Raw genomic sequence first — 4382 nt, forward strand, 5'->3', positions numbered from 1 at the left:
AGTTTATCCTAACAGGCGACAAAACCAACGGAGAAAACTCAATGAATTTCTATACTAATACACATCCTTACTATTGTGGAATTGATTTACACACCCGCCTACTTTATGTCTGCATTATTGATAATGAAAATAACGTTCTCGTCCATGAAAAAATTTCTGATTCGCCAGAGCAACTTATTCAGTTATTGACACCTTATCTCGGTAGTGTAGTAGTCGGCGTCGAGTGTATGCACTGTTGGTACTGGGTATCGGATTTTTGCGAACAGCACAACATTGACTTTATTCTTGGCCATGCGCTCTACATGAAAGCGATTCATGCAGGTAAAACTAAAAATGATAGAATCGATGCATTGAAGATCGCTAAACTCATGCGAGGAGGAAATTTCCCGCTTGCCCATGCTTACCCCAAAGAGCATCGCTCTATCAGGGATGCATTGAGAAGACGCACACATATTATGCGTATGAGTGCTCAACTCAAGGCTCATGTGTCCAGCACTGTTGGCCAATATAATTTACCTGCGCCTGAAACACGATTAAACCTACAAAACTCACCCGCCAGACAACATATGCACCACTTCTTTCCTGATGAGGCTGTGCAAAAAAGCATGGACTTAAATCTCAACATTATCGATACCATGGTGCACGAAATCTATAAAATCGAGCATTACGTCAAGCTCAAAGCGCAGATCAACAAGGGAAGTGACTTCCATATTCTAAGATCCTTTCCTGGTATTGGTAAGATTCTCGCCCTAACCATCTTATATGAAGTGGGTGATATACAGCGCTTTCCTCGTGTCCAACAATTTGCGTCATACGCACGACTCGTAAAATGCAAAGCCGAATCTGCAGGAAAGTCCTATGGCACTCAGGGCAATAAAATAGGTAATGCGCATTTGAAATGGGCATTCAGCGAAGCCGCCGTTCTGTACTTAAAAGGCAATGACAAAGCTAAGCGATACCTTGAAACGCTTCAGAAACGCATGAGCAAAGCTAAAGCGCTATCAGCTTTGGCACATAAAATAGGCCGCTGTGTTTATTTCATGCTCAAGAACCAACAGGTATTTAATGAAGATAAGTTTTTAAACGGGTAAGTCGCGCAGTGGCATGAGCTTCATCGTATAACTGGGAAAATGGCGAGTATCTTGTTATCGCACATCAATCTGCCCTAGCAGCATCGATAACTATACCAACTGACCTTAACCAATTCGCTTTGATTAGACATGCCACTGTTGCGCAACATAAACTTTTATCAGACTTTGCTTACACCTTCGCTGAGCCCGCCACTAACTGGTTCTACTAAGCCACTCAGCTTTGAATAGGACAGATGAAGGTTAACCGATGAATGTCTAGTGCCGTTGACCATCAGAAGGAACTGAAAAGTGCAACATTAAGAGCCTCTATATGTGTTTGACGTGAGCAATATGCTCAACATCGACCATGACAGACGAAGTAAACAAAACTGATGAAAGGAATTAGATTGCTCATAAAAAAATGAGCAATAGGTGTTCTTTTGTCATTGACAGACCGGAGGCTCATATGTGTTATGTGCCACTACCTTGAATTAAAATAGGCCAAAGGGCTAGCCAATAAAACTGCCAAGCACACTAAACCTACCAGCAAAGAATACATTGAATATTTTGAAAGCACCAAAACCAACTTGTCTTCTGATTTATTCCTAATTGCATAAGAAATTGTGATTGCGACTAACGAGACAGAAACAGTTATTGCAGTCATTGTTGTCCCAATGGTGATGCCATCAATACCACCATAACCATAAAACTTGTACCACATCCAAAATGCACTAAAACCCCTTTCCCCAATACCATATATTTGGATTATGGCTATAAGTACGATGAAAATAGATAGAGTACGAAGAACGTAATTATTCATGGCACATAACGCTCGCATTTGCGGCAGTTTGTATTTGCTAAAATCTGCGTTGATTGAACGAAGTGAAATGCAGAGTTTAGCAAATGCAAAATGTCCGAAGGAGCAACAGCGACTGTCAAAATACTTTTGTTAGGTGCTGAATCAGCATCAATTGTTAGAGTGTAAATGCCAATTCTCCTTGCAGATAATAACCAATGGCAACACCGCTTAAAACTAAAAATAATCCAAGTAAGAGTTTTCGCATTCCTTGCAGTTGAAAATCACTACTTTTAGTGTACTTACTGTTTTCATTTACGAAGCTGTTAGTACCCGAGGGACCAACGGAAAACGTTAATCGCACGCTCTTTTTGAAAAGAACGACAAGTCCGAGCAAAATTAAAATAGCGGATGCGATATCAGTATTATAAATTTCCATTTGAGTTTAAATCACCCTCTGGCTAGGCGGAGCCGGCACCTAACGCTCGATTAATGTGCGGCACGAAGTGACGTCACAGCGAAGCGAATTAAATCTCTTGTTGTATTACGCTTCACAATATTCCTCATAAAGACTTCTGCACGTTCCCGGTGTCATTGTTAATGACGAAAATCCTACGGGTAATTTCCCGATTTTACTGCTCGAATTGAACGCATATTTACCTGAAACTTTCAGCATTCTTTTAACTAACATCCCTTGCTGTAAAAGATAAGCCCCACGCTTACCTAAGTATAGTGATTCTATAAAACTTCTGAAATCACTCAGAGTTGCTTTAAACGAATACAAATTACTTAGTGGAAATTGAGGCACTATGTTAATGAGTAGAATCACCGTTTCATCATTTTCTACTTTTACATAAAACGTTGCCTCAAAAGGCACATATTTTTCAGGAAACTTTTTCCAATCTGAATAAACAACGGCTATGAGAAGTTACCTCGTAGTAATATAGACATTATGACTCCCTTCAAAAGTGCTAGTCTCCGCATTTTCGTGGGTTAGCTACAATAGCCAGTGCCATAAATAATTGTCGATTAAACATTATATAAATTTGGAGACTAGCATGAATAAACATAGCATAATTTTTATTGGATTGGATACTCATAAAGAATTTCACGAAGTGGCGTATTGCGAAGATGGTAGAGGGAAAGCACCGGTTCATATGGGACGCATAGCCTCTTCAAAAGTAAGCGTGAAAAAGCTTGTGCGTCAGTTTGAATCCAAATACCCAAACGCAACTCTGCACTTTGTTTACGAAGCAGGCCCTTGTGGCTATTGGATTTATCGGTTTATCACCAGCTTAGGTCATTGTTGTTATGTGGTAGCGCCGTCACTCATTCCTAAAAAGCCTGGTGATAAAATAAAGACCGATAGACGCGATGCACTTAAGCTCGTGAAATTACTAAAATCTGAAGATCTATCCCCCATCTATGTCCCCGAGCCGGAAGATGAGGCTGTACGTGATTTATCTCGTGGCCGTGAAACAGCCATGAAAGATTTAAAGGATGCAAAGTACCAATTAAAGGCACTTTTGCTGCGAAACAATATTCACTACGACGGAGTGGCTAACTGGTCTAAGAAACACCTTCGTTGGCTCACTGAAATGGTACTGCCGCATCCTGCACAGCACATCGTGTTACAAGAATACATTCAAACCATCACTGAACGAATACAGCGCTTAGAGCGACTCGATAATGAACTTGAACATCAAGTACGTCAGTGGCGCTATTATCCTGTGGTCAAGGCGATTCAATCTATGCGAGGAGTAAGACTATTGGTTGCTGTTGGTGTAGTGGCTGAGCTGGGTGATTTAACCCGCTTTGACCACCCAAGAAAGCTAATGAGTTATTTAGGTCTGGTGCCCTCAGAACATTCCTCTGGTGGTAAACGCCGTATTGGGGCCATTACCAAAACAGGTAATGGCCGTGCACGACGATTACTTATCGAAGGCGCTCATAGTTACCGATTCGCCGCTAATATCTCTACCGAGTTACAAAAGCGACAAGAGTGCTTACCCAAAGATATTTTGGACATTGCTTGGAAGGCGCAACTACGATTGTGCAAGCGCTATCAACGCATGAGTAAGCAGGGCAAACACTACAATTTAATCATTGCAGCGATTGCCAGGGAGATGGCGGCTTACATATGGGCGATTACCAAAGAAGTGGTACTCACACCGGTCAATCCAAAATTGCGCACTAGTAGAGTGCCAGCATGATAAAGAGTTTTAAGCTAGCGCATTTAGATCAGGCCGCGGATGTGGTGCAACCTCCGAGGGTGTTAGGAAGGCAATAAACAACACGTTTTTGACCCACGAACATAGAGTGATGAGAAGGCACTGCGGCGGAAAAAGTAAGGTCAGCTCTGCTTATTGAAAAATAAGTAACCTACGGATACCAGCATGTAAACCGACGACAATACTGCCTCATCTGATGCGTTAGCTTAATTTTTAAATATCTTATGGACCGAAAGAATGTCACAGGATTGTTTTGTCAAACTTGACAAAGGGAGTCATACCAAC

At 41.5% G+C, this 4382-nt stretch carries 3 protein-coding genes; 2 read left to right on the forward strand and 1 reads right to left on the reverse strand.

The genetic code is table 11. The annotated features are described in order from the left end of the window. Nucleotides 1-41: 41 nt before the first annotated feature. Complete coding sequence (locus KJ365_RS03125; protein WP_214449666.1) at nucleotides 42-1091, forward strand: IS110 family RNA-guided transposase; 1050 nt, start codon at nucleotides 42-44, stop codon at nucleotides 1089-1091. A 460-nt stretch (nucleotides 1092-1551) separates the two neighbouring features. On the opposite strand, the gene KJ365_RS03130 is transcribed toward KJ365_RS03125, so the two are convergent. Further along, the gene (locus tag KJ365_RS03130) at nucleotides 1552-1890 is read right to left on the reverse strand and encodes a hypothetical protein (RefSeq protein ID WP_214450178.1); all 339 of its coding nucleotides are present in this window, start codon (nucleotides 1888-1890) and stop codon (nucleotides 1552-1554) included. 1034 nt (nucleotides 1891-2924) lie between these two features. Between KJ365_RS03130 and KJ365_RS03135 the strand changes: the two genes are divergently transcribed. After that, on the forward strand, nucleotides 2925-4079 hold the full coding sequence (locus KJ365_RS03135; protein WP_214449579.1) for an IS110 family RNA-guided transposase: 1155 nt from the start codon (nucleotides 2925-2927) through the stop codon (nucleotides 4077-4079). The last annotated feature ends 303 nt before the right edge of the window (nucleotides 4080-4382 follow it).

It is taken from the genome of Glaciecola sp. XM2 (genome assembly GCF_018595715.1).
Lineage (GTDB): Bacteria > Pseudomonadota > Gammaproteobacteria > Enterobacterales > Alteromonadaceae > Glaciecola.

Bases quoted from the DNA above. Each gene is read 5' to 3' on its own strand.
- KJ365_RS03125 (WP_214449666.1), top strand. From the start codon at position 42: ATGAATTTCTATACTAATACACATCCTTACTATTGTGGAATTGATTTA.
- KJ365_RS03135 (WP_214449579.1), top strand. From the start codon at position 2,925: ATGAATAAACATAGCATAATTTTTATTGGATTGGATACTCATAAAGAA.
- KJ365_RS03130 (WP_214450178.1), bottom strand. From the start codon at position 1,890: ATGAATAATTACGTTCTTCGTACTCTATCTATTTTCATCGTACTTATA.